The sequence below is a fragment of the Streptomyces hydrogenans genome, from assembly GCF_014656075.1.
Lineage (GTDB): Bacteria > Actinomycetota > Actinomycetes > Streptomycetales > Streptomycetaceae > Streptomyces > Streptomyces hydrogenans.
This window is the reverse complement of record NZ_BNBS01000088.1, coordinates 1-22,565: the sequence shown is the minus strand read 5'-3', so window position 1 is coordinate 22,565 and position 22,565 is coordinate 1. Positions and strand designations below refer to the sequence as shown.

Below are 22,565 nucleotides of genomic sequence, written 5' to 3'. Positions count from 1 at the left end.
CCGAAGGGGAAGACGTGAACAAGGCGCAGCTCGTAGAAGTGATTGCCGACAAGTTGGGCGGTCGCCAGCAGGCCGCCGAAGCCGTCGACCACGTGCTCGACGCCATCGTGCGCGCCGTGGTCTCCGGCGACCGGGTCTCGGTCACGGGCTTCGGCTCGTTCGAGAAGGTCGACCGTCCCGCCCGCTACGCCCGCAACCCGCAGACGGGTGAGCGCGTGCGGGTCAAGAAGACCTCCGTTCCGCGCTTCCGCGCGGGTCAGGGCTTCAAGGACCTGGTCAGCGGCTCGAAGAAGCTCCCCAAGGGCGGCGAGGTCTCCGTCAAGAAGGCCCCCAAGGGCAGCCTGACCGGTGGCGCCTCCGCCACCGTCAAGAAGGCCGCGGCCAAGAAGGCCACCACGGCCAAGAAGGCCGCCGCCAAGAAGGCCACGCCGGCCAAGAAGACCACCGCCGCCGCCACGAAGAAGGCGACCCCGGCGAAGAAGACCACCACCGCCGCCGCGAAGAAGACCTCCGCGGCCACCAAGAAGACGGCGGCGGCCGCCAAGAAGACCACCACCGCCGCCGCGAAGAAGGCCACCACGGCCACCACGGCCAAGAAGGCCGCCGCCAAGAAGACCGCCCCGGCCAAGAAGACCACGGCGAAGAAGGCGCCCGCCAAGAAGACCACGGCGCGCAAGACCGCCACGGCCAAGAAGGCCACCGCCAAGAAGTAGGACGGTCACCGCACGTCCGCCGGGCCGGGCTCCCGCTCACGGGAGCCCGGCCCGCGGCGCGTTCCCGCGGCCGTACGGGGGAGCGGCTCAGAAGGTCTGCAGCGTCACCAGCGTGATCCGCAGGCCCGCGCCCGAGGTGCCCGGCTCGGTCTCGATCCGCACCCGCTGACCCGGACGGAGCAGTCGCAGCCCGCCCGCGTCGAACGCCTCCGCCCCGAACTCCACCGGGGTGCCGTCGTCGAGCAGCACGCTGCCGCTGCGCTGCTCGGGGTCGTACGTGTACGCGGTCGCCTGCATGGGCCGCAGCCTATCCGGCCGCCGCCGGCCGCCGGGCCGACGTCCGCGGGCCGAGCCCCAGGAAGCCCGCAGCGGCCAGATCCTCCCCGGTGTCCACGTCCCGGCGGACGGAATCCACCCCGGCCAGCAGGATTTCCACCGCGCCCGACGACAAATGCCGAAGCCGCGACGGACCGCCGAATGCCGGTTCCAATTCCACCCCCGGCGCCGCCGAGAGGAATGTCGTACCTATTTCGGCGGCATCCGCGAGAAATGCCCTCGGGAATTGCCGGGCCGCCGCGAGCACCCGCGCCAGCTCCGCCGGACGCAGCGCCGGCAGATCCGCGTTCAGCGCCGCCACGCGCGCGTGCGGCCGCCGTGCCCGCACCGTCCGGGCCCCGTGCGCCAGCGCCGCGTTCAGCCCCGCCGCCGGGACGTCCGGCACGATCCGGGCCCCCAGCGCGGCCAACGCCCGGCCCGCCGCCGGATCGTCCGTGACCACCACCACGTCCCGTACCTCCGGACAGTCCAGGGCCGCCGCGACGGTGTCCTCGGCGAAGGCCAGGGCCAGCCGGGGCCGCAGCAGCTCACCCGCCGCGGGGGCCAGCCGGCTCTTCGCCAGGGCCAGGGGCTTCAGGGGTACGACCAGGGACCAGCCGTCGTCCGCATCCGTGTTCATCGCCGCCCATTCTGTCCCGCCCCGGCGGTACGGCCCCGGCCCCGGGGCGTACGGTGTCCTCGACAGAGCAGGAGCATGGGGCGACACTTGACCCCCTGCCAGCAAGACCCGGAGAAAGGTGCCCCGAGTGCCCCGCCGCAGAATCGGCTTCTGGTACCGCCTCGCGGCGGTCATCGCCAAACCCCCCCTGGTGGTTCTGTTCAAGCGGGACTGGCGCGGCACGGAGCACATCCCGGCCGAGGGCGGCTTCATCACGGCGGTCAACCACAACTCTTACCTGGACCCGCTCTCCTACGCGCACTACCAGTACAACACCGGCCGCGTGCCCCGCTTCCTGGCCAAGGCCGGCCTCTTCAAGGCCGGATTCGTGGGCACCATGCTCCGCAACACCGGCCAGATCCCCGTCTACCGCGAGACCACCGACGCCCTGGACGCCTTCCGGGCCGCCGTCGAGGCCATCGAGCGGGGCGAATGCGTCGCCTTCTACCCCGAGGGCACCCTCACCCGCGACCCCGACATGTGGCCCATGCAGGGCAAGACCGGCGCCGCCCGCGTCGCGCTGCTCACCCGGGCGCCCGTCATCCCGGTGGCCCAGTGGGGCGCCAACCTCGCGATGCCGCCGTACGCCAAGACCGACAAGTTCCGGCTCTTCCCGCGCAAGACGCTCATCGTGCAGGCCGGCCCGCCGGTCGACCTCTCCCGCTTCGACGGCCTGGAGCCCACCCCCGAGGTGCTGCGCGAGGCCACCGAGACGATCATGGCCGCCATCACCGCCCTCCTCGCGGAGGTCCGCGGCGAGCAGGCCCCCGCCGAGCCGTACGACCCGCGCCGCGCCCGCCTCGAGCAGCGCCGCAAGGCCGCCGAGGGAGGCGCCAAGTGACCAGGGCCGCCGTCTTCGGGAACGGTTCCTGGGGCACCGCCTTCGCCATGGTGATGGCCGACGCGGGCTGCGAGGTGAGCCTCTGGGGCCGCCGCCCCGCCCTCGCCGAGACCATCAACACCACCCGTACCAACCCGGACTACCTGCCCGGCGTCGAACTCCCCCGGGGCATCACGGCCACCGCCGACGCGGCCGAGGCCGCCGAGGGGGCCGACTTCGCCGTGCTCGTCGTCCCCTCCCAGACCCTGCGCGAGAACCTCGCCGCCTGGGCGCCCAAGCTCGGACCCGACACCGTGCTCGTCTCCCTCATGAAGGGCATCGAACTCGGTACGGCCAAGCGGATGAGCGAGGTCATCACCGAGGTCGCCGACGTCCCCGCCGAGCGCGTGGCCGTCCTCACCGGGCCCAACCTGGCCCGCGAGATCGCCGCCCGGCAGCCCGCCGCCGCCGTCGCCGCCTGCGTCGACGAGACGGTCGCCCAGCGGCTCCAGGCCGCCTGCATGACCCCGTACTTCCGCCCGTACACCAACACCGACGTCGTCGGCTGCGAGCTCGGCGGCGCGGTGAAGAACGTCATCGGCCTCGCCGTCGGCATCGCCAACGGCATGGGCCTCGGCGACAACTCCAAGGCCACGCTCATCACCCGCGGCCTCGCCGAGACCACCCGCCTCGGCCTCGCCATGGGCGCCGACCCGCTCACCTTCTCCGGCCTCGCGGGCCTCGGCGACCTCGTCGCCACCTGCTCCTCGCCGCTCTCCCGGAACAACACCTTCGGCACCAACCTCGGCCGCGGGATGACCCTCCAGGAGGCCGTCGAGGCCACCCGGCAGACCGCCGAGGGCGTCAAGTCCTGCGAGTCGGTGCTCGATCTGGGCCGCCGGCACGGCGTCGACATGCCCATCACCGAGACCGTCGTCTCGATCGTCCACGACGGCAAGCCGCCGACGGTCGCCCTCAAGGAACTGATGTCGCGCAGCGCCAAGCCCGAACGGCGCTGAGCCGACCCGCGTCCGGCCGACACCGCTGGTCCGGACGCGCGGAGCGGCACGCGGGGCGCTCAGGAGTTCGGACACCGCAAGGTACGCTCATCGCGATATGAGCGAGAACACCCAGAGCCCCCGCAAGCCGCGCGTGGCCGTCGTCTTCGGCGGACGCAGCTCCGAGCACGCCATCTCCGTCGTCACCGCCGGCGCCGTCCTCAAGGCGATCGACCGGACCAAGTACGACGTGCTGCCCATCGGCATCACCCGGGAGGGGCGCTGGGCGCTGACCGCCGACGCCCCCGAGCGGATGGCGATCGCCGAGCGCTCCCTGCCGGACGTCGCCCAGCTCGCCGAGTCGGAGACCGGCGGCGTGGTCCTCCCGGTCGACCCGGCCAGCCGCGAGGTCGTCCTCCACGAGCCCGGCTCCCTGCCGCAGGCCCTCGGCGAGGTCGACGTCGTCTTCCCCATGCTCCACGGCCCCTACGGCGAGGACGGCACCCTCCAGGGCCTCCTGGAGCTCTCCGGCATCCCGTACGTCGGCGCGGGCGTCCTCGCCTCCGCCGTCGGCCAGGACAAGGAGTACATGAAGCGGGTCTTCGTCTCCTACGGCCTGCCCGTCGGCCCGTACGAGGTCATCCGGCCGCGCGAGTGGGACCGGAACCCGGCCGAGGCCCGCAAGAAGATCGTCGAGTTCGCCGCAGACCACGGCTGGCCGCTCTTCGTGAAGCCCGCCCGGGGCGGCTCCTCCGTCGGCATCACCAAGGTCGACGACCTCTCCGGCCTCGACGACGCCGTCGAGGAGGCCCGCCGCTACGACCCGAAGATCATCGTCGAGGCGCTGCTGCGCGGCCGCGAGATCGAGTGCGGCGTCCTGGAGTTCGAGGACGGCCCGCGCGCCAGCGTGCCCGCCGAGATCCCGCCGGTCACCGACCACGACTTCTACGACTTCGAGGCCAAGTACATCGACTCGGCCTCCGGTCTGGTGCCCGCCCCGATCGGCGACGAGGCCACCGCCGAGGTCCAGCGCCTCGCCGTCGCCGCCTACGAGGCCGTCTCCTGCGAGGGCCTGGTCCGCGCCGACTTCTTCCTCACCGAGGACGGCGAGTTCGTCATCAACGAGATCAACACCATGCCCGGCTTCACCCCGATCTCCATGTACCCGCGCATGTGGCAGGAGAGCGGCGTGAGCTACCCCGAGCTGGTCGACCGGCTCATCCAGGCCGCGCTGACCCGCTCCACGGGCCTGCGCTAGCGCCGCACGGGCCCGGTCGGGGAGACCGGGCCCGCGGCACGGCCTAACGGCACTCGGGCTCCAGGGCGCACGGCACCGCCCGGTCCACCGGGGCGGCCAGATCGACCAGCGGCGCGATGTCGTGGGCGTACCGCTCGTCCAGGGCGATCTCGACGTACGTCTTCCGGTACACCGAGGTGAAACGGGGTCCGCCGGTCTCCGGCTGCTCCAGCATCCAGCGGACGTTCTCGGCCGAGACGGCCCGCGCCTGGGGATCGCTCATCTTTTCGGGCCGGGAGACCCCGCAGCGCAGTACGATCGCTCCGTCACCCCACCCGGCGGTCAGCTCCGAGTCGGGGGACGGATCGCTCCGCTCCTGCCCCGCCACGGTGTCCGGGAGCTCCTTCGCCAGCGCACGGCAGAGCGCCGCCTCCGCCGCGGGCGGCGTCGGCACCGGTACCGACGCCTGGGCGCCGGCGGAGCAGCCGGTGACGGCCAGCAGCAGGGCGGCGGCCGAGGCGGGCAGGCCGAGAGGCCGGTGGGAAGAGGTCACCGGCCAAGGGTAGACGGGGGCTACAGATGGACGACCGGGCAGGTCAGGGTGCGCGTGATGCCGTCCACTTGCTGGACCTTCGCGACCACCATGCGGCCGAGCTCGTCGACCGTGTCGGCCTGGGCCCGCACGATCACGTCGTACGGTCCGGTCACGTCCTCTGCCTGGATCACCCCCGGGATCTTGGCGATGGTGTCGGCGACGGTCGACGCCTTGCCCACCTCGGTCTGAATCAGGATGTACGCCTGTACCACGGAACCTCCAGGGCGGCCACGAGGATCTTGTGGGAGAAAGAGACGCCACGGTACCGCGTCGCCGTTGGCCGCGGGGAGACCCGCGCCCACCGGGGCGCCCGGGGTGTGGCGTACACAGGACAGAAGTTGACGGTCAACTTGACGGTACCCAGCACGGTGACGGCCCGCGACCCGCGGCGCGAGCGGACACTCCGCCGACCGCCGGCCGGCACGACGACACGAGGTGAGACGCGGTGAAGGGCACAGTCGGAGAACTGGGCGAGTTCGGGCTCATCAAGGAGCTCACGTCCCGGCTCACCTCCACCCCGGCGGTACGGATCGGGCCCGGCGACGACGCCGCCGTGGTCTCCGCCCCGGACCGGCGCGTGGTGGCCAGCACGGACATCCTGCTCGAAGGACGTCACTTCCGCCGCGACTGGTCGACGGCCTACGACGTCGGCCGCAAGGCCGCGGCGCAGAACCTCGCCGACATCGCCGCGATGGGCGCGGTCCCCACCGCGCTCCTCCTCGGCCTCGTCGTGCCCGCCGAGCTCCCGGTCACCTGGCCCACGGAACTCATGGACGGGCTGCGCGACGAATGTCAGGTCGCGGGCGCCGCGGTGGTCGGCGGAGACGTCGTCCGCGGCGACACGATCATGGTCTCCATCACCGCCCTCGGCGACCTCCGCAACGCCGACCCGGTCACCCGGGGCGGCGCCCAGCCCGGCGACGTCGTCGCCTACACCGGCTGGCTCGGCTGGTCCGCCGCGGGCTACGCGGTCCTCTCCCGGGGATTCCGCTCCCCGCGCGCCTTCGTCGAGGCCCACCGCCGCCCCGAACCGCCCTACCACGCGGGTCCGGCCGCGGCCGGACTCGGCGCCACCGCCATGTGCGACGTCAGCGACGGCCTCATCGCCGACCTCGGGCACATCGCCGAGGCCAGCAACGTCCGCATCGACCTGCGCTCCGGACTCATCGACATCCCCGGCCAGATGCACGACATCGGCCAGGCCGTCGGCGTCGACCCGCTCCAGTGGGTCCTCACCGGAGGCGAGGACCACGCGATCGTCGCCACCTTCCCGCCGGACGTGAAGCTGCCCGCCCGCTGGAAGGTCATCGGCGAGGTCATCGCCCCCTCCGCACTGCCCCAGGTGACCGTCGACGGCGCCCCCTGGCACAGCGTCGGCGGCTGGGACCACTTCGGGGAGACCGAGTGACCACCCGGCCGCCCCTGGTGCTGACCGTCGCCGGATCCGACTCCGGCGGCGGCGCGGGCATCCAGGCCGACCTCAAGGCCATGCTCGCCCTCGGCGTCCACGGCATGAGCGTCCTCACCGCCGTCACCGCCCAGAACTCGCGCGGGGTCCACGGCGTCTGGGAACTCCCCGAGGAGGCGGTCCGCGCCCAGTACCGGGCCGTCGTCGACGACATCGGCGTCCACGCCGTGAAGACCGGCATGCTCGCCACCGCCCCCCTCGTCGAGACCGTCGCCGAACTCCTCGCGGACACCGACGCGCCCGTGGTCGTCGACCCGGTCGGCGTCTCCAAGCACGGCGACCCGCTGCTCGCCGCCTCCGCCCTGGAGTCCGTACGGAAACGGCTGCTGCCGACCGCGACCGTCGCCACGCCCAACCTGGACGAGGTGACGCAGCTCACCGGCGTGCGCGTGGAGCGGGAGACCGACATGAGGACCGCCGCCGAGGCCGTCCTGGCGTACGGACCGCGCTGGGTCCTCGTCAAGGGCGGCCACCTGCCCACCGGCGCCGAGGCGGTCGACCTGCTCACCGACGGCACCGAGGAACACTGGCTGCGCGCCCCGCGCCACGACAACCGGCACACCCACGGGACGGGCTGCACGCTCGCCTCGGCGGTCGCGGCCGGCCTGGCGCGCGGCCTCGCCGTGCCGGAGGCCGTACGGGAGGCGAAGGCGTACGTCACCGGGGCCATCGCCGCCGGCTTCGCCCTGGGGGAGGGGATCGGGCCCGTGGACCACGGATGGGCCCTGCGCCGCTGACACGACGAAGGGCGGGTCCGGCCCCCGAGGCCGGATCCGCCCTTCGTCACGCAGGCAAGGCAAAAGGCCGGTTCACCGAGGTGAACCGGCCTTTCAAGGCAACCGCAGGGGCTGCGCTACGACTGAAACGTCGCGATTAGCGCGAGACCTTGCCGGCCTTGATGCACGAGGTGCAGACGTTGAGCCGCTTCGGCGTCCGACCGACCACGGCACGCACACGCTGGATGTTCGGGTTCCAGCGACGAGACGTACGGCGGTGCGAGTGCGAAATGTTGTTGCCGAAGCCCGGCCCCTTGCCGCAGACGTCGCAGTTGGCAGCCACGGGTCACTCCAAAGACTTCAGATTTACAGTGAGATCCGGCGCACCGGAATCAGGAGTCTGAAGTGGCTTGCCGGGGATGGCCCGACGAGTGCCGGGCAACCGAAGCAGCATACAACGACCGCTCCGGTGGAACGAAACTACCACGGTCCGGCCCACCCCCGTCCCGGCCCCCGGGTCCCGGAGGCCCCGGTCTACCCTGCGGTGAGCTGCACCGCCGAAGGAGGACCCCCGTTGTCGCGAGCCCCGCAGCCCTTCGACCACGCCGTCCGGAGTGACGAGCGTCTCGTCCTCGACGCCGAGGCGGTCCGGGCCTGGAGCGCGCGGACGGCCGAGGCGCTCGGCCGCGAGCGGGCCGCGATCGACGCCATCAACGTCTTCCCGGTCGCCGACGGCGACACCGGCACCAACCTGTACCTGACCGCCGACGCCGCCCACCGGGCCGTCGAGGCCGTCTTCGCCGCCCCCGGAGCCACCGGCGACCGGGCCCCCGACACCGCGGACGCCGTCCGGGCCATGGCCCACGGCGCGCTCCTCGAAGCCCGCGGCAACTCCGGCACCATCCTGTCCCAGCTGCTCCGCGGCATGGCCGGAGTGCTCGCCGAGGGCGCCGACGGCGACCACCTCGCCCGGGCCCTGGCCACCGCCGCCTCCTCCGCCCGCGCGGCCGTCGCCCACCCCGAGGAGGGCACCATCCTCACCGTCGCGGCCGCCGCCGCGACCGGCTGCCGGGACGGCGGGACCCTCCCGGACGTGGCCAGGAGGGCCTACGAGGGGGCCAGGACGGCCCTGGAGGCCACCCCGGGCCAGCTGGCCGTGCTGGGCGCCGCCGGGGTCGTGGACGCCGGGGGACAGGGCCTGGTGGCCGTCCTCGGCGCGCTGCTGGAGACGGTGACCGGCACCGCTCCGGAAGCCCTCCCGCCGTCCCCGGCCCCCGCCCCGGCCGCCGCCGGTACGACGGAGAGCTGCGGGCCCGGCGGCGAGGGGCCCGGCTACGAGGTCCTGTACCTCCTGGAGGCCGGGGACGCCGCCGTCGAACTCCTCAAGGCCCGGCTGGACGCCCTCGGCGACTCCCTCGTCGTCGTCGGCGGCGACGGGCTCTGGAACGTCCACGTCCACGTCGACGACGCGGGCGCCGCCGTCGAGGCCGGCATCGAGGCCGGCCGCCCGCACCGGATCCGCGTCACCCACTTCGCCGCCGCCCCCGCCCCGGAACCCCACCGCGCGGACGAGGCACCCGCCCACGCGCGCGGGGAACGGGCCCACCGGGCCGTCGTCGCCGTCCTCCCCGGCGAAGGACTCGCCGGACTCTGCGCCGAGGCCGGCGCCACCACCGTCCAGGCCCGGCCCGGCGAACCGCCCGCCGGCGACGACCTCCTCGCCGCCGTCCGCCGCGCCCACGCGCGCGAGGTGGTCCTCCTGCCCAACGACACCGACCTGCGGGCCGCCGCCGCGACCGCCGCCGAACGGGCCCGCGCCGAGGGCATCCGGGTCGCGCTCATCCCCACCCGCGCCGCCGTCCAGGGCATCGCCGCCCTCGCCGTCCACGAGCCCGACCGCAGCTTCGACGAGGACGTCGTCGCCATGACCGCCGCGGCCGGCGCCACCCGCTACGCCGAACTCGCCGTCGCCGAGCGCCAGTCCTTCACCAGCGCCGGCGTCTGCCAGGCCGGCGACGTCCTCGGCCTCATCGAGGGCGACGTCGCCGTCATCGGCCAGGACCTCACCGACACCGCCCGCACCGTCCTCGACCGGATGCTCCAGGCCGGCGGCGAACTCGTCACCCTCGTCGTCGCCGACAGCGCCCCGCCCGGGCTCGCCGCCACCCTGGAGACCCACGTCCGGCGCGGCTACCTCGCCGTCGACACCGTCACCTACCACGCGGGCGAGGGCGCCCCGCCGCTGCTCATCGGCGTCGAGTAGCCGGACCGCCCGGAGCGTTGTCCACAGGGGTCGCGCCGACTGTCGGCCCCGTGGTGTGCAATGGGACGCGTGCCCGCGCTCGACGAACCCCTCAAGAAGTCCCTCGGCCCCGCCACCGCCAAGGTCATGGCCGAGGCCCTCGACCTGCACACGGTCGGCGACCTCCTCCACCACTACCCCCGGCGCTACGCGGAGCGGGGCGAGCTGACCACCCTCTCCGACCTGCCGCTCGACGAGCACGTCACGGTCGTCGCCCAGGTCTCCGACGCCCGGGTGCACACCTTCAACGGCGCCAAGGGGCGCGGCCAGCGCCTCGAAGTGACCATCACCGACGGCTACGGCCGGCTCCAGCTGGTCTTCTTCGGCAAGGGCGTCCACAAGCCCCACCACGACCTGCTGCCCGGCACCCGCGCGATGTTCTCCGGCAAGGTCTCGCTCTTCAACCGCCGCCTCCAGCTCGCCCACCCCGCCTACGAGCTGCTGCACGGCGACGCCGACAGCGAGGCCGTCGGCACCTGGGCCGGCGCCCTCATCCCGATCTACCCGGCCACCACCAAACTGGAGTCCTGGAAGATCGCCAAGGCCGTCGACGCCGTCCTGCCCAGCGCCACCGACGCCGTCGACCCGCTCCCGCCCGCCCTGCGCGAGGGCCGCGGCCTCGCCGAACTCCCCGACGCCCTGCGCCTGGTCCACCGCCCCCGCACCAAGGCCGACGTCGCCGCCGCCCGCGAACGGCTCAAGTGGGACGAGGCCTTCGTCCTCCAGGTCGCCCTCGCCCGCCGCCGCCACGCCGACACCCAGCTCTCCGCCGTCCCCCGCCGCCCCGCCGAGGACGGCATCCTCACCGCCTTCGACGCCAAGCTCCCCTTCACCCTCACCGACGGCCAGCGCAAGGTCTCCCGCGAGATCTTCGACGACCTCGCCACCGCCCACCCCATGCACCGCCTCCTCCAGGGCGAGGTCGGCTCGGGAAAGACCATGGTCGCCCTGCGGGCCATGCTCGCCGTCGTCGACGCCGGGGGGCAGGCCGCGATGCTCGCGCCGACCGAGGTGCTCGCCCAGCAGCACCACCGGTCGGTCACCGAGATGATGGGCGAGCTGGCCGAGGGCGGGATGCTCGGCGGGGCCGACCGGGCCACCAAGGTCGTGCTGCTCACCGGCTCCATGGGCACCGCCGCCCGCCGGCAGGCCCTGCTGGACCTGGTGACCGGCGAGGCCGGGATCGTCATCGGCACCCACGCGCTCATCGAGGACAAGGTCAAGTTCCACGACCTCGGCCTCGTCGTCGTCGACGAGCAGCACCGCTTCGGCGTCGAACAGCGCGACGCACTCCGCAGCAAGGGCAAGCAGCCGCCGCACCTGCTGGTCATGACCGCCACCCCGATCCCCAGGACCGTCGCCATGACCGTCTTCGGCGACCTGGAGACCTCCGTCCTCGACCAGCTCCCGGCCGGCCGTTCCCCGATCGCCAGCCACGTCGTCCCCGCCGCCGACAAGCCGCACTTCCTCACCAGGGCCTGGGAGCGGGTCCGCGAGGAGGTGGAGAAGGGCCACCAGGCGTACGTCGTCTGCCCCCGGATCGGCGACGACGTCGACCAGGCGGCCGACAAGAAGGCCGGCAAGCGCAAGCCCTCCGCCGAGGACGAGGCCGAGAAGCGGCCCCCGCTCGCCGTCCTCGACGTCGCCGAGAAGCTCGGCGCGGGCCCCCTCGCCGGGCTCCGGATCGCCGTCCTGCACGGGCGCATGCACCCCGACGACAAGGACGACGCCATGCGCCGCTTCGCCGCCGGCGAGCTCGACGTCCTCGTCGCCACCACCGTCATCGAGGTCGGCGTCAACGTGCCCAACGCCACCGCCATGGTGATCATGGACGCCGACCGCTTCGGCGTCTCCCAGCTCCACCAGCTCCGCGGTCGGGTCGGCCGCGGCTCCGCCCCCGGACTCTGCCTGCTCGTCAGCGAGATGCCCGAGGCGAGCCCGGCCCGGCAGCGCCTCGCCGCCGTCGCCGCCACCCTCGACGGCTTCGAGCTCTCCCGCATCGACCTCGAACAGCGCCGCGAGGGCGACGTCCTCGGCCAGGCCCAGTCCGGCGTCCGCTCCTCCCTGCGGGTCCTCGCCGTCATCGAGGACGAGGAGGTCATCGCCGCCGCCCGCGAGGAGGCCACCGCGCTCGTCCTCGCCGACCCGGACCTCGGCGCCCACCCGGGCCTGCGTACCGCCCTGGACGCCCTGCTGAGCGAGGAGCGGGAGGAGTACCTGGAGAAGGGCTGACCGAGCCCCCGGCCGGTGCGGCCATATCCTGGGGCGTACGCACTGGACGACGCAGGACGAGGATTCCGATGACCCGCGTGATCGCCGGCACCGCCGGCGGACGGCGCCTGGCCGTGCCCCCGGGCAACGGCACCCGCCCCACCTCCGACCGGGCGCGCGAGGGCCTCTTCTCCACCTGGGAGGCGCTCCACGGCATCGAGGGGGCCCGGGTCGCCGACCTGTACGCCGGCTCCGGCGCCGTCGGCCTGGAGGCGCTCTCGCGCGGCGCCGTGCACGCCCTGCTCGTCGAGGCCGACGCCCGCGCCTCCCGGACCGTCCGGGAGAACGTGCGCGCGCTCGGCCTGCCCGGCGCCGAGGCCCGGACCGGCAAGGCCGAGCAGATCGTCACCGGACCGGCCCCGGCGGAGCCGTACGACCTGGTCTTCCTCGACCCGCCCTACGCCGTCCCGGACGACGAACTGCGGGAGATCCTCCTCACACTGCGCTCGGGGGGCTGGCTGAGCGAGGATGCCGTCGTCACCGTGGAGCGCAGCACCCGAGGCGGCTCCTTCGGCTGGCCGGACGGCTTCGCACCACTGCGGTCCCGTCGCTACGGCGAGGGAACGTTTTGGTACGGTCGCGCCGCCTCTACGTGCGAAGACGCACGATGACCGGACCGGAGAGCGAGGGAACCAGGGTGCGCCGCGCCGTCTGCCCGGGGTCGTTCGACCCCATCACCAACGGACATCTCGACATCATCGCCCGCGCCTCCAAGCTGTACGACGTCGTGCACGTCGCGGTGATGATCAACCAGTCCAAGCAGGGCCTGTTCACGGTCGACGAGCGGATCGAGCTGATCCGCGAGGTCACCGCCGACTTCGGCAACGTCGAGGTGGAGTCCTTCCACGGCCTGCTCGTCGACTTCTGCAAGCAGCGGGACATCCCCGCCATCGTCAAGGGTCTGCGCGCGGTCAGCGACTTCGACTACGAGCTCCAGATGGCCCAGATGAACATCGGCCTGTCGGGCGTCGAGACGCTGTTCGTGCCCACCAACCCGACGTACAGCTTCCTGTCGTCCTCCCTGGTCAAGGAGGTCGCGGCCTGGGGCGGCGACGTCTCCCACCTGGTGCCCGCGCCGGTCCTCGGCCGGCTGACCGAGCGGCTCCGCCGGAAGTGACGCGCGGCCACCGCCGCTGACGCTCCGTCACCTGGTGTCGGACGGGCCACGACTGCCCTTACAGTCGTCCCGTCCGTCTCCATCCAGCTGTAGAGAGTGGCGAGCACCCGGTGGACGTGCAGAAGAAGCTCGACGAGATCGTCGCGACCGTACAAGGCGCCCGCTCGATGCCCATGTCGGCCTCCTGCGTGGTCAACCGCGCCGATCTGCTCGCCCTCCTCGCCGAGGTGCGGGACGCCCTGCCGAACTCCCTCGCCCAGGCCCAGGAGCTCATCGGCGGCCGCGAGCAGATGGTCGAGCAGGCCCGCCAGGAGGCCGAGCGGATCATCGAGGCCGCCCACGCCGAGCGCGGCACGATCGTCTCCGACACCCAGATCGCCCGGCAGTCCCAGGAGGAGGCCGACCGGATCCTCTCCGAGGCCCGCCGGGAGGCCGAGGAGGTCCGGGCCGAGGCCGACGAGTACGTCGACTCCAAGCTCGCCAACTTCGAGGTCGTCCTCAACAAGACCATCGGCTCCGTCGACCGCGGCCGCGAGAAGCTGCTCGGCCGCGGCCCCGGCCTGGACGAGCACGGCTACGCCGACGAGGACGCCCCCGAGTACAGCGCGGACCCGCAGACGCTGATCGCCCGCGCCGACGAGTACGTGGACGCCAAGCTGGGCGCCTTCGAGGCGGTGCTCTCCAAGACCCTGGAGGCCGTCGGCCGCGGCCGGCAGAAGCTGCACGGCCGGATCGCCACCGACGCCCTCGGCGAGCACATGGCCGCCCAGGACGGCCTCGGCCAGTCGGTGCACACCAGCGACGCCGACTACCTCGCCGGCCTCGCGGAGCTGGCCGACCCGGAGCCCGCCGCCCCGGTCGCCGCCCCCGCCCCGGTCGCCGCGCAGATCCCGGCCCAGCAGGACCCCTACGGCTACCAGCAGCCCCAGCAGGTGGACCCGTACGGCTACCAGCAGCAGGACCCGTACGCGTACCAGCAGCCCCAGCAGGCCGACCCGTACGGCTACCAGCAGCAGGACCCGTACGGGTACCAGCAGCAGCCCCAGGTCCAGCAGCAGCCGGCCGCGCTCGACGAGACCAGCTTCTTCGACACCGGCATGATCGACCTGGAGCAGCTGCGCCGCTACGAGCAGGGCCAGCAGTAGCTCACGGGGCCGGATTGGGCCCTGGGCGAAGCGTCCAGTATCCTGGCTCTTCGGTCGCGTGTATGTCCGCGATCCCTGCTGCCCGCAAGCGGCAGCCCCCGTGAACTTGCGACGCGAACGATCCGAAAGCAGGAAGAACCCTGAGCACGCGCCTCGACCACCGCAACCCCCTCGTGTTCGACACACACGAGCTGGGGCGGCGTCCCGGTGCCCTCCAGCGGATCTCCCGTACGGTCGACGCGCCCGTCGATCTCGGCGTCGCCGGGGTCGTCGGAGTGCCCGAGGGCGCTCCGGTGGAGATCGAGCTCCGACTCGAGTCGGTCATGGAAGGGGTGCTTGTCACAGGCACCGCCCGTGCATCGGCCGAGGGGGAGTGCGTAAGGTGTCTGGAGCCCGTCGAGCTGGAGCTCGACGCGGACTTCCAGGAGATGTTCTCGTACCCCGACTCCGACGACCGGGGCCGTGTCAAAGCGGTCGCGGACGACGAGGACGATGAAGACGAGAGCATGATCCCCCTCGAGGACGGCATGTTCGACCTCGAACCCGTGCTGCGTGACGCCGTGGTGCTCGCTCTGCCGATGCAGCCGGTGTGCCGGGAGGACTGTGCGGGTCTGTGTTCCGACTGCGGACTCAACCTGAACGACCACCCCGACCACCACCACGACGCCACCGACATCCGTTGGGCGGCACTGCAGGAACTCGCCGGTTCGCTGGGAGCCGACGAGAAGGACAACATGAGCGACGCCGCTACCGGTGTCGACGAGAAGCAGGAGAAGTAGCCGTGGCTGTTCCGAAGCGGAAGATGTCGCGCAGCAACACGCGCCACCGCCGGTCGCAGTGGAAGGCTGCGGTCCCCACCCTGGTTTCGTGTGAGCGTTGCCAGGAGCCGAAGCTGCAGCACATCGCGTGCCCGAGCTGCGGCACCTACAACAAGCGCCAGGTCCTCGCGGTCTGAGCGGGCTGGTGAGGGGCACGATGTCTGACAACATCAACAGCGCCTCGTCCCACACGCTTCTGGAAGGGCGGCTCGGGTATCACCTCGAGTCCGCCCTTCTGGTGCGTGCGCTGACCCACCGCTCGTACGCGTACGAGAACGGCGGTCTGCCCACCAACGAGCGGCTGGAGTTCCTCGGGGACTCCGTGCTCGGCCTGGTGGTCACCGACACCCTCTACCGCACCCACCCCGATCTGCCCGAAGGCCAGCTGGCCAAGCTTCGGGCCGCGGTGGTCAACTCGCGTGCGCTGGCGGACGTCGGGCGCGGCCTCGACCTGGGCTCCTTCATCCGGCTGGGCCGGGGCGAAGAGGGCACGGGCGGCCGGGACAAGGCATCCATCCTCGCCGACACCCTCGAAGCGGTGATCGGCGCGGTCTATCTCGACCAGGGTCTCGACGCGGCGTCCGAGCTGGTGCACCGGCTCTTCGACCCGCTCATCGAGAAGTCCTCGAACCTCGGTGCGGGCCTGGACTGGAAGACCAGTCTCCAGGAGCTCACCGCGGCCGAGGGGCTCGGTGTGCCGGAGTACCTCGTCTCCGAGGAGGGCCCGGACCACGAGAAGACCTTCACTGCTGCCGCCCGCGTCGGTGGTGTCTCGTACGGCACCGGCACCGGCCGCAGCAAGAAGGAAGCGGAGCAGCAGGCCGCCGAGTCCGCGTGGCGCGCGATCCGCGCGGCCGCGGACGAGCGCGCGGCGGCGGCCAAGGCCGCCGCCGACGCCGGGGCGACCGGCGAGGCCGAAGCGCAGGACCGGACGGACGGGGCCACCCCGGCCACCGCCTGACGCCCTCGCGCCGACCACCTCCCGCATCCTTCAGCGGAGACTCACCGCCCGCCCCCGCCAGGGGCGGGCGGAGCTGTTTCCGGGGAGGGCCGTGCTCCGGCGGAGGCCGTGGGAGGGCGTCTCCGGGGCGGGCCCGGCCGTCGCCGGGCGGCGGTAGGCTGCGAGGACCACCGTCCCGTACCCCTCCGGAGGATTCCCGTGCCCGAGCTGCCCGAGGTCGAGGTCGTCCGGCGCGGACTGGAGCGCTGGGTCGCCGGACGGACCGTGGCCGGCGTCGAGGTGCTCCACCCCCGGGCCGTACGGCGCCATCCGGCGGGCGGCGCGGACTTCGCGGCCCGGCTGGCCGGCCACCGCTTCGAGCCGGCCCGGCGCCGCGGCAAGTACCTGTGGCTGCCGCTCGCCGACACCGGCACCTCGGTCCTCGGCCACCTCGGGATGAGCGGGCAGCTCCTGGTGCAGCCGGAGGACGCCCCGGTCGAGAAGCACCTGCGGATCCGCATCCGGTTCGACGACACGGCCGGTACGGAGCTCCGCTTCGTCGACCAGCGCACCTTCGGCGGGCTCTCGCTGCACGACACCGCCCCCGACAGCGTCGACGGACTTCCGGACGTCATCGGGCACATCGCCCGCGACCCGCTGGACCCCGCCTTCGACGACGGCGCCTTCCAGGCGGCGCTCCGGCTGCGGCGCACGACGATCAAGCGGGCGCTCCTCGACCAGTCGCTGATCAGCGGCGTCGGCAACATCTACGCCGACGAGGCGCTGTGGCGGGCGAAGCTGCACTACGACCGGCCGACGGCCACCCTCACCCGCCCGCGCTCCGCGGAGCTCCTCGGCCACGTCCGCGACGTGATGAACGCGGCGCTCGCCGCCGGCGGCACCAGCTTCGACAGCCTCTACGTGAACGTGAACGGCGAGTCCGGCTACTTCGACCGCTCGCTCGACGCCTACGGGCGGGAGGACGAGCCCTGCCGCCGCTGTGGCACGCCGATGCGCCGCCGCGCGTGGATGAACCGCTCCAGCTACTTCTGCCCGCGCTGCCAGCGTCCGCCGCGCGTCTGACCGGTCAGCCGGCGGGGGCGGCGCGCCCGGAGTCGTACGCCTCCCGCGCCGCGACGACCTCCGGCATCCGCCCCTCGACCAGGGTGATCAGCCCGACCAGGCGCTCGGCGACGTCCCGTCCGAGCGGGGTCAGCCGGTAGTCGACCCGGGGCGGGTTGACCGGCTGCGCGTCGCGGTGCACGAGGCCGTCCCGCTCCAGCGCGTGCAGGGTCTGCGCCAGCATCTTCTCGCTGACGCCGTCGACCCGGCGCCGCAGTTCGTTGAAGCGGAAGGACCCCTCGTACAGGGCGCCCAGGGTGAGGCTGCCCCACCGCCCCGTGACGTGCTCCAGCGTCACCCGCGAGGCACACCCCCGCGCGAAGACATCAAAGGCGAGATCGTCGGTCATACCCCCCACGGTAACCGCGGGGGGTGCCGGTTCAGTAGCCGAAGTCCTGGGTCCACCACGGGCCGCCGTCGGCGAAGTGGACGCCGACGCCGAGGGTGGTGAAGTCGCAGTTCAGGATGTTGGCGCGGTGGCCGTCGCTGTTCATCCAGGAGACCATCACGGCGGTCGCGTCGACCTGGCCGCGGGCTATGTTCTCGCCGCCGAGGCCGCTGACGCCGGCCGCCTGGGCGCGGGTCCAGGGGGAGGCGCCGTCGGGGTCGGTGTGGTCGAAGAAGTTCCGGGCGGCCATGTCGGCGCTGAAGGCGCCGGCCAGCCGGGCGAGGTCGTCCGAGGGCCGGATGGGGGAGCAGCCGACCTTGCCGCGCTCGACGTTCACCAGGCGCAGCACCTCGGCCTCGGCGGCGTCCGCGCGGTCGGCGGTGGAGCCCGCCGCCGTCGCCTCCTCGGCCGGGGCCTCGGTGGTGGGGGCGGGCTTCGGGGCGGCCTGCGTGGTCGCCGGGGCCTCGGTGGACGGCTTCGGCTTCGGCTTCGCCGGGGCGGTGGTGGGCGCGGGGGCCGCGGTGCGGGTCTTCGACGGCGTCGGGGTCGGCTTCGCGGTCCTGGTCGGGGTGGGCTTGGCCTTGGGGGAGGCAGGGGCCGCGGACTTCTTCGGGGCCGCGGCCGTGCCCGTGCCGGAACCGGTCGACGGGTCGGCGGGCGTGCGGGTCGCCCCGCCCTGCGTGGTCAGCTCCGGGGTCTGCCGGGTCTCCGTGGCGGTGGGCCTGCTGCTGCCCACGCTGCCGGCGGTGAGGGTCTCCCCGCCGGGGAGGAGTCCGGTGGCGACCGCGACGGCGCCGACGGCGACCGCCGCCGAGGCGCCGATCAGTCCGGTGCGGACCGGGCGCCGCTTGCGGCGGGCACCCCCGTGACCGCGGTCGGCGCCGGTCGCGTAGTCTGCCTCGGCGGGCGTGGCGCCGGAGCGACGGTGGCGTCCCATCGGCCTGCCTCCCTGAGCTGGCTCTGTGCTGGATCTTCGAAGCGGGATTCTCGAAGCTGGATCTTTGCGGCCTTTGCTTTCGGCATGCTCTCCGTGGAGCGTCACGCTGCGTACGGACGGCCGAGGGGCGTGCACCCGTGCGGGTGAGGCGCATTCCGTCGGACTGTACGCCATGGGAAGCCGCCGCGACGTGCTGTTCGGGCAATCCGCCCGCTAGCGTGCAGCCATGAGTGACGACGTACGGATGACCGCCTGGGTGCGCGGACGGGTACAGGGAGTGGGCTTCCGCTGGTTCACCAGGGCAAACGCTCTGGAGATCGGCGACCTCAGCGGCTTCGCCCTCAACCTCGACGACGGCCGGGTCCAGGTCGTGGCCGAGGGCCCGAGTGACAATTGCCACCGTCTTCTCGACTGGCTGCGGACCGGTGACACGCCCGGCCGCGTGGACGGTGTCACCGAGATATGGGGCACACCCCGCGGCGGCTACGACGGCTTCGCCATCCGCTGACCCGCACCTCCCGGACCCCCGGCCGGCCCGCCCTCCGAAGACCCCCGGCGGGCGCCGGCCGGAGGGCGGGTTTCGGGCCGGTGAACAGGAGAACCCCCTGGTGGTTGCCAAGATTCGACACTCGTGCAAGGCTTCCCGGGTAAGGATGATCGCCACGCCCCGGGGCAACGGGTCGAGAGGCGCCGCCGCCTGCGACGCGGCCGCGAACTCCCCGTGTGCCGCACCGATCGGGGCGTGATCGTGTTGACCGTCAAACTTTTTGGTGAGACTCTGGAAGCCCCGCGCACCTTAGCTGTGTGGCAGTAGAACACCGGCACGACTCAGGTACTGCCGAGCACCGCGGGTGCGAATCCATCCCTCACGACCCACACCGCAATCGGTCGGTCACTCAGTGTGGAGGACCACTCATCATGGCAAAGGCGCTTCTCGGTTACGTCGGCGGCTCCGACCCGCGACTCCTCGCCGAGATGCGACGGCTTCAGCAGCGCGTCCAGGATCTGGAATCCGAGCTCGTACGGATCCAGACCGAGAACGACGCGCTCGCCGCTGCCGCCGCTCATCAGGGCGAGTCGCTGCTCGACCGCATCGACCTCGACGTACCCCAGGCAGAGCCTGCGCTCACCTGACACCCACCGTCTCACGGGCTCAGGTGAGAACAGCTGAATAGGCAAGGGGCGCTTCGGCGTCCCTTCTTTTCTTCACCCCGCGACCGTCCCCCCGAGGACCGTCGCCTCCTCCGCGACCCCTTCTCCACTTCGCGGACACCTCTCGTCCCCCCGGTGTCACACCCCTCCTCACCCGAGGGTCTGCCCTGCGCGATCACCGGCGAAACGCGACGCCCCGGGTAGAGTCCCGAGCGTGCACCTCAAGGCCCTGACGCTCCGCGGATTCAAGTCCTTCGCCTCCGCCACCACGCTCAGGTTCGAGCCCGGCATCACCTGTGTCGTCGGCCCCAACGGCTCCGGCAAGTCCAACGTCGTGGACGCGCTGTCCTGGGTCATGGGGGAGCAGGGCGCCAAGTCGCTGCGCGGCGGCAAGATGGAGGACGTCATCTTCGCCGGCACCACCGGGCGGCCCCCGCTCGGCCGCGCCGAGGTCTCGCTCACCATCGACAACTCCGACGGCGCCCTGCCCATCGACTACGCCGAGGTGACGATCACCCGGATCATGTTCCGGGGCGGCAGCAGCGAGTACCAGATCAACGGCGACACCTGCCGGCTGCTCGACATCCAGGACCTCCTCTCCGACTCCGGCATCGGCCGCGAGATGCACGTCATCGTCGGCCAGGGACAGCTCGACTCGGTCCTGCACGCCGACCCGATGGGCCGGCGCGCCTTCATCGAGGAGGCCGCCGGCGTCCTCAAGCACCGCAAGCGCAAGGAGAAGGCGCTGCGGAAGCTCGACGCGATGCGGGCCAACCTCGCCCGCGTCCAGGACCTCACCGACGAACTGCGCCGACAGCTCAAGCCGCTCGGCCGGCAGGCCGCCGTCGCGCGCCGCGCCGTCGTCATCCAGGCCGACCTGCGCGACGCCCGGCTCCGCCTCCTCGCCGACGACCTCGTCGCCCACCAGCGGGCCCTGCACGCCGAACTCGCCGACGAGGCCGCCCTCCTGGCCCGGAAGGAGGCCACCGAGGAGGAGCTGGCCACCGCCCTCGCCCGCGAGGCCGCGCTGGAGGCCGAGGTCCGCGCCCTCGCCCCCCGCCTGGAGCGCGCCCAGCAGAGCTGGTACGCCCTCTCCCAGCTCGCCGAACGCGTCCGCGGCACGATCTCCCTCGCCGACGCGCGCGTGAAGAGCGCCACCGACGCCCCCGCCGAGGAGCGCCGGGGCCGCGACCCCGAGGACCTGGAGCGCGAGGCGGCCCGCGTCCGCGAACAGGAGGCCGAGCTGGAGGCCGCCCTGGAGGCCGCCGAACGGGCCCTGGAGGACACCGTCGACCACCGGGCCGAGCTGGAGCGGGCCCTCGCCGCCGAGGAACGCCGCCTCAAGGACGCCGCCCGCGCCCTCGCCGACCGCCGCGAGGGCCTCGCACGGCTGCACGGCCAGGTCAACGCCGCCCGCTCCCGCGCGGCCTCCGCCCAGGCCGAGATCGACCGCCTCGCCGCCGCCCTCGACGAGGCCGCCGGCCGGGCCGTCGCCGCCCAGGAGGAGTACGAACAGCTCAGGGCCGAGGTCGACGAGCTCGACGCCGCCGACACCGAGCACGCCGAGCGCCACGAGGAGGCCCGCCGGGCCCTCGCCGACGCCGAGACCGCCCTCGCCGCCGCCCGCGAGGAGGCCGCCGACGCCGAGAGCCGCCGCGCCGCCACCCGCGCCCGGCACGACACCCTCGCGCTCGGGCTCCGCCGCAAGGACGGCACCGGCGCCCTGCTCTCCGCAGGTCTCACCGGGATCCTCGGCCCGGCCGCCGAACTCCTCACCGTCGCCCCCGGCCACGAGGTCCCCGTCGCCGCCGCGCTCGGCGCCGCCGCCGACGCCCTCGCCGCCGACGGACCCGCCGCCGCCGTCGAGGCCCTCCGCCTGCTGCGCAAGCAGGACGCGGGCCGGGCCACCCTGATCCTCGCCGCGCCCGCCGGCGCCGACCCCGCCCCGCGCCCCCTGCCCGCCGGCGCGGTGGCCGCAGCCGCACTGGTCTCCGGCCCCGACGCCCTGCTGGCCTCCGTCCGCCGGCTGCTCGACGGGATCGTCGTCGTCGACGGCCTCGACGAGGCCCGCGACCTCGTCCGCGCCCACCCCGGCCTCACCGCCGTCACCGCCGACGGCGACCTCCTCGGCGCCCACCACGCGCAGGGCGGCTCCGCCGGCGCGCCCAGCCTCCTCGAAGTCCAGGCCCAGGTGGACGAGGCCGCCGCCGAGCTGGCGGAACTGGCCGTCCGGTGCGAGGAGTCGGCCCGCGCCAAGGAGGAGACCGCCGAGCGCCGCCGGGCCGCCGCCGCCCGCGCCGAGGAGCTCGACGCCGTCCGGCGCGCCGCGGAGAAGGAGAAGTCGTCCGTCGCCCAGGCCCTCGGCCGGCTCGCCGGCCAGGCCAGGGGAGCGGCCGGCGAGGCCGAGCGGACCGCCGCCGCCGTCGCCCGCGCCCAGGAGGCCCTCGAACGCGCCCGCGCCGAGGCCGAGGAGCTGGCCGAGCGGCTGCTCGTCGCCGAGGAGGCCCCGGCCGAGGAGGAGCCCGACACCTCCGTCCGCGACCGCCTCGCCATCGACGGCTCCAACGCCCGCCAGACCGAGATGGAGGCCCGCCTCCAGGTCCGCACCCACGAGGAGCGGGTCAGGGGACTGGCCGGCCGCGCCGACTCCCTCGACCGCGCCGCCCGCGCCGAACGGGACGCACGCGCGCGTGCCGAGCAGCGCCGGACCCGGCTCCGCCACGAGGCCCGCGTCGCCGGCGCGGTCGCCGCCGGAGCCCGTACCCTCCTCGCCCACGTCGAGGTCTCGCTGGACCGCGCCGAGCGCGAGCGCGCCGCGGCCGCCGCCGCCCG

At 73.5% G+C, this 22,565-nt stretch carries 25 protein-coding genes; 18 read left to right on the top strand and 7 right to left on the bottom strand.

Features of this window, described 5'->3' with window-relative positions; genetic code table 11:
• The first annotated feature begins 14 nt into the window (after positions 1-14).
• Positions 15-713 carry an HU family DNA-binding protein gene (locus IE321_RS29310; RefSeq protein ID WP_043229320.1) on the top strand — a complete coding sequence of 233 codons (699 nt, stop codon included), beginning with the start codon at positions 15-17 and terminating at the stop codon, positions 711-713.
• A gap of 87 nt (positions 714-800) precedes the next feature.
• Here the strand turns inward: IE321_RS29310 and IE321_RS29305 are convergent, their stop codons facing one another.
• Together IE321_RS29305 and cofC are read right to left on the bottom strand one after the other, a co-directional pair.
• On the bottom strand, positions 801-1,010 hold the full coding sequence (locus tag IE321_RS29305) for a hypothetical protein (protein ID WP_043229322.1): 210 nt from the start codon (positions 1,008-1,010) through the stop codon (positions 801-803).
• A 10-nt stretch (positions 1,011-1,020) separates the two neighbouring features.
• The gene (gene cofC, locus IE321_RS29300; protein WP_190225131.1) at positions 1,021-1,668 is read right to left on the bottom strand and encodes a 2-phospho-L-lactate guanylyltransferase; all 648 of its coding nucleotides are present in this window, start codon (positions 1,666-1,668) and stop codon (positions 1,021-1,023) included.
• Positions 1,669-1,795: 127 nt separating this feature from the next.
• Here cofC and IE321_RS29295 point away from each other — a divergent pair, with 127 nt between their 5' ends.
• From IE321_RS29295 to IE321_RS29285, 3 genes are all read left to right on the top strand, one after another.
• Positions 1,796-2,548: a lysophospholipid acyltransferase family protein gene (locus IE321_RS29295; protein WP_043229327.1), complete on the top strand. Its 753-nt coding sequence runs from the start codon at positions 1,796-1,798 to the stop codon at positions 2,546-2,548.
• Positions 2,545-3,546 (top strand): NAD(P)H-dependent glycerol-3-phosphate dehydrogenase, encoded by a 1,002-nt coding sequence (locus tag IE321_RS29290; RefSeq protein WP_190225130.1) that lies wholly within the window; start codon positions 2,545-2,547, stop codon positions 3,544-3,546. The genes IE321_RS29295 and IE321_RS29290 overlap by 4 nt, the downstream gene beginning before the upstream one ends.
• A 97-nt stretch (positions 3,547-3,643) precedes the next feature.
• Positions 3,644-4,783 (top strand): D-alanine--D-alanine ligase family protein, encoded by a 1,140-nt coding sequence (locus IE321_RS29285; protein WP_043229330.1) that lies wholly within the window; start codon positions 3,644-3,646, stop codon positions 4,781-4,783.
• A 43-nt stretch (positions 4,784-4,826) separates the two neighbouring features.
• Here IE321_RS29285 and IE321_RS29280 read toward each other — a convergent pair whose 3' ends face one another.
• Together IE321_RS29280 and IE321_RS29275 are read right to left on the bottom strand one after the other, a co-directional pair.
• Positions 4,827-5,315, bottom strand: a complete 489-nt coding sequence (locus IE321_RS29280) for a DUF3515 domain-containing protein (protein ID WP_190225129.1) — start codon at positions 5,313-5,315, stop codon at positions 4,827-4,829.
• 20 nt (positions 5,316-5,335) lie between these two features.
• On the bottom strand, positions 5,336-5,569 hold the full coding sequence (locus IE321_RS29275; RefSeq protein WP_030496958.1) for an Lrp/AsnC family transcriptional regulator: 234 nt from the start codon (positions 5,567-5,569) through the stop codon (positions 5,336-5,338).
• A gap of 233 nt (positions 5,570-5,802) precedes the next feature.
• On the opposite strand from IE321_RS29275, the gene IE321_RS29270 reads away from it, so the two are divergent.
• Together IE321_RS29270 and thiD are read left to right on the top strand one after the other, a co-directional pair.
• Complete coding sequence (locus IE321_RS29270; protein ID WP_043229333.1) at positions 5,803-6,765, top strand: thiamine-phosphate kinase; 963 nt, start codon at positions 5,803-5,805, stop codon at positions 6,763-6,765.
• A complete protein-coding gene (gene thiD / locus IE321_RS29265; RefSeq protein WP_043229335.1) occupies positions 6,762-7,562 on the top strand; it encodes a bifunctional hydroxymethylpyrimidine kinase/phosphomethylpyrimidine kinase in 801 nt (266 codons plus the stop codon). The genes IE321_RS29270 and thiD overlap by 4 nt, the downstream gene beginning before the upstream one ends.
• Positions 7,563-7,698: 136 nt before the next feature.
• Here thiD and rpmB read toward each other — a convergent pair whose 3' ends face one another.
• The gene (rpmB, locus tag IE321_RS29260) at positions 7,699-7,884 is read right to left on the bottom strand and encodes a 50S ribosomal protein L28 (protein WP_003957616.1); all 186 of its coding nucleotides are present in this window, start codon (positions 7,882-7,884) and stop codon (positions 7,699-7,701) included.
• Positions 7,885-8,115: 231 nt separating this feature from the next.
• Here rpmB and fakA point away from each other — a divergent pair, with 231 nt between their 5' ends.
• The 9 genes from fakA to mutM all read left to right on the top strand — a co-directional run bounded on the left by fakA (position 8,116) and on the right by mutM (position 17,217).
• Positions 8,116-9,804, top strand: coding sequence for a DAK2 domain-containing protein (gene fakA, locus IE321_RS29255; RefSeq protein WP_190225128.1), 1,689 nt, complete (start codon positions 8,116-8,118; stop codon positions 9,802-9,804).
• Positions 9,805-9,864: 60 nt separating this feature from the next.
• The gene (gene recG, locus IE321_RS29250; RefSeq protein WP_190225127.1) at positions 9,865-12,075 is read left to right on the top strand and encodes an ATP-dependent DNA helicase RecG; all 2,211 of its coding nucleotides are present in this window, start codon (positions 9,865-9,867) and stop codon (positions 12,073-12,075) included.
• A gap of 68 nt (positions 12,076-12,143) precedes the next feature.
• On the top strand, positions 12,144-12,725 hold the full coding sequence (gene rsmD, locus IE321_RS29245) for a 16S rRNA (guanine(966)-N(2))-methyltransferase RsmD (RefSeq protein WP_190225126.1): 582 nt from the start codon (positions 12,144-12,146) through the stop codon (positions 12,723-12,725).
• Positions 12,726-12,751: 26 nt separating this feature from the next.
• The gene (gene coaD, locus IE321_RS29240; RefSeq protein ID WP_043229341.1) at positions 12,752-13,231 is read left to right on the top strand and encodes a pantetheine-phosphate adenylyltransferase; all 480 of its coding nucleotides are present in this window, start codon (positions 12,752-12,754) and stop codon (positions 13,229-13,231) included.
• Between the two features lie 110 nt (positions 13,232-13,341).
• Positions 13,342-14,376, top strand: a complete 1,035-nt coding sequence (locus tag IE321_RS29235) for a F0F1 ATP synthase subunit B (RefSeq protein ID WP_190225125.1) — start codon at positions 13,342-13,344, stop codon at positions 14,374-14,376.
• Positions 14,377-14,516: 140 nt separating this feature from the next.
• A complete protein-coding gene (locus tag IE321_RS29230) occupies positions 14,517-15,155 on the top strand; it encodes a YceD family protein (protein ID WP_043229343.1) in 639 nt (212 codons plus the stop codon).
• A gap of 2 nt (positions 15,156-15,157) precedes the next feature.
• Positions 15,158-15,331 carry a 50S ribosomal protein L32 gene (rpmF, locus tag IE321_RS29225; protein WP_043229344.1) on the top strand — a complete coding sequence of 58 codons (174 nt, stop codon included), beginning with the start codon at positions 15,158-15,160 and terminating at the stop codon, positions 15,329-15,331.
• A gap of 20 nt (positions 15,332-15,351) precedes the next feature.
• Positions 15,352-16,155, top strand: coding sequence for a ribonuclease III (gene rnc, locus IE321_RS29220; protein WP_043229346.1), 804 nt, complete (start codon positions 15,352-15,354; stop codon positions 16,153-16,155).
• A gap of 198 nt (positions 16,156-16,353) precedes the next feature.
• Positions 16,354-17,217: a bifunctional DNA-formamidopyrimidine glycosylase/DNA-(apurinic or apyrimidinic site) lyase gene (gene mutM / locus IE321_RS29215; RefSeq protein ID WP_043229347.1), complete on the top strand. Its 864-nt coding sequence runs from the start codon at positions 16,354-16,356 to the stop codon at positions 17,215-17,217.
• Positions 17,218-17,221: 4 nt separating this feature from the next.
• On the opposite strand, the gene IE321_RS29210 is transcribed toward mutM, so the two are convergent.
• Together IE321_RS29210 and IE321_RS29205 are read right to left on the bottom strand one after the other, a co-directional pair.
• Positions 17,222-17,605: a winged helix-turn-helix transcriptional regulator gene (locus tag IE321_RS29210; protein WP_190225124.1), complete on the bottom strand. Its 384-nt coding sequence runs from the start codon at positions 17,603-17,605 to the stop codon at positions 17,222-17,224.
• Between the two features lie 31 nt (positions 17,606-17,636).
• Positions 17,637-18,581, bottom strand: a complete 945-nt coding sequence (locus IE321_RS29205; protein WP_043229350.1) for a CAP domain-containing protein — start codon at positions 18,579-18,581, stop codon at positions 17,637-17,639.
• Positions 18,582-18,807: 226 nt separating this feature from the next.
• On the opposite strand from IE321_RS29205, the gene IE321_RS29200 reads away from it, so the two are divergent.
• From IE321_RS29200 to smc, 3 genes are all read left to right on the top strand, one after another.
• Positions 18,808-19,089 carry an acylphosphatase gene (locus tag IE321_RS29200; protein ID WP_043229351.1) on the top strand — a complete coding sequence of 94 codons (282 nt, stop codon included), beginning with the start codon at positions 18,808-18,810 and terminating at the stop codon, positions 19,087-19,089.
• Positions 19,090-19,499: 410 nt separating this feature from the next.
• Positions 19,500-19,715, top strand: a complete 216-nt coding sequence (locus IE321_RS29195; protein WP_043229353.1) for a hypothetical protein — start codon at positions 19,500-19,502, stop codon at positions 19,713-19,715.
• 232 nt (positions 19,716-19,947) lie between these two features.
• Positions 19,948-22,565, top strand: a 2,618-nt coding sequence (gene smc, locus IE321_RS29190; protein WP_190225123.1) for a chromosome segregation protein SMC, incomplete at its 3' end; no start/stop codon positions are given.

Bases quoted from the DNA above. Each gene is read 5' to 3' on its own strand.
- IE321_RS29195 (WP_043229353.1), top strand. From the start codon at position 19,500: ATGGCAAAGGCGCTTCTCGGTTACGTCGGCGGCTCCGACCCGCGACTC.
- IE321_RS29210 (WP_190225124.1), bottom strand. From the start codon at position 17,605: ATGACCGACGATCTCGCCTTTGATGTCTTCGCGCGGGGGTGTGCCTCG.
- IE321_RS29285 (WP_043229330.1), top strand. From the start codon at position 3,644: ATGAGCGAGAACACCCAGAGCCCCCGCAAGCCGCGCGTGGCCGTCGTC.
- IE321_RS29200 (WP_043229351.1), top strand. From the start codon at position 18,808: ATGAGTGACGACGTACGGATGACCGCCTGGGTGCGCGGACGGGTACAG.
- rnc (WP_043229346.1), top strand. From the start codon at position 15,352: ATGTCTGACAACATCAACAGCGCCTCGTCCCACACGCTTCTGGAAGGG.
- cofC (WP_190225131.1), bottom strand. From the start codon at position 1,668: ATGAACACGGATGCGGACGACGGCTGGTCCCTGGTCGTACCCCTGAAG.
- recG (WP_190225127.1), top strand. From the start codon at position 9,865: ATGGGACGCGTGCCCGCGCTCGACGAACCCCTCAAGAAGTCCCTCGGC.
- IE321_RS29305 (WP_043229322.1), bottom strand. From the start codon at position 1,010: ATGCAGGCGACCGCGTACACGTACGACCCCGAGCAGCGCAGCGGCAGC.
- rsmD (WP_190225126.1), top strand. From the start codon at position 12,144: ATGACCCGCGTGATCGCCGGCACCGCCGGCGGACGGCGCCTGGCCGTG.
- IE321_RS29205 (WP_043229350.1), bottom strand. From the start codon at position 18,581: ATGGGACGCCACCGTCGCTCCGGCGCCACGCCCGCCGAGGCAGACTAC.